1 protein-coding gene is annotated in these 287 nt (G+C 51.6%); it reads right to left on the bottom strand.

What is annotated here, in order from left to right:
• A partial coding sequence (locus ACE418_RS13510; RefSeq protein WP_458575138.1) for a zinc ribbon domain-containing protein occupies window positions 1-287 on the bottom strand: 287 nt, incomplete at both ends.

Here is a 287-nt window from a genome sequence, read left to right as displayed (position 1 = left end):
GATAGCCTTATTCTCAAAGGGCTGTCCAAAAGCCCCTTACACAGTCCCTCGAAATCGAAGTTCTGCTTACTTTTGCGGAGTATGTTGGCGGCACCGTTGATATCGGCATTAGCCGTCCTTCCATCGGCGAAACGGTACAAGCCGCGCCGGACTCTTTTTCCGCTGAACGTTCCTGTATAGGGTGCATCCGGCTGGTATACGGGAATGTCATCCAAATCTAGGCAGCTGGCCTGGGAGGTATACGATTCTTCCTGTTCCAGATAGGTTATCCCATAGCGTTCACACAG

The organism is Megasphaera jansseni (assembly GCF_047974155.1).
Taxonomy (GTDB): domain Bacteria; phylum Bacillota; class Negativicutes; order Veillonellales; family Megasphaeraceae; genus Megasphaera.
Note: the sequence above shows the minus strand (reverse complement) of the source record. Positions and strands in the feature narration are given on the sequence as shown.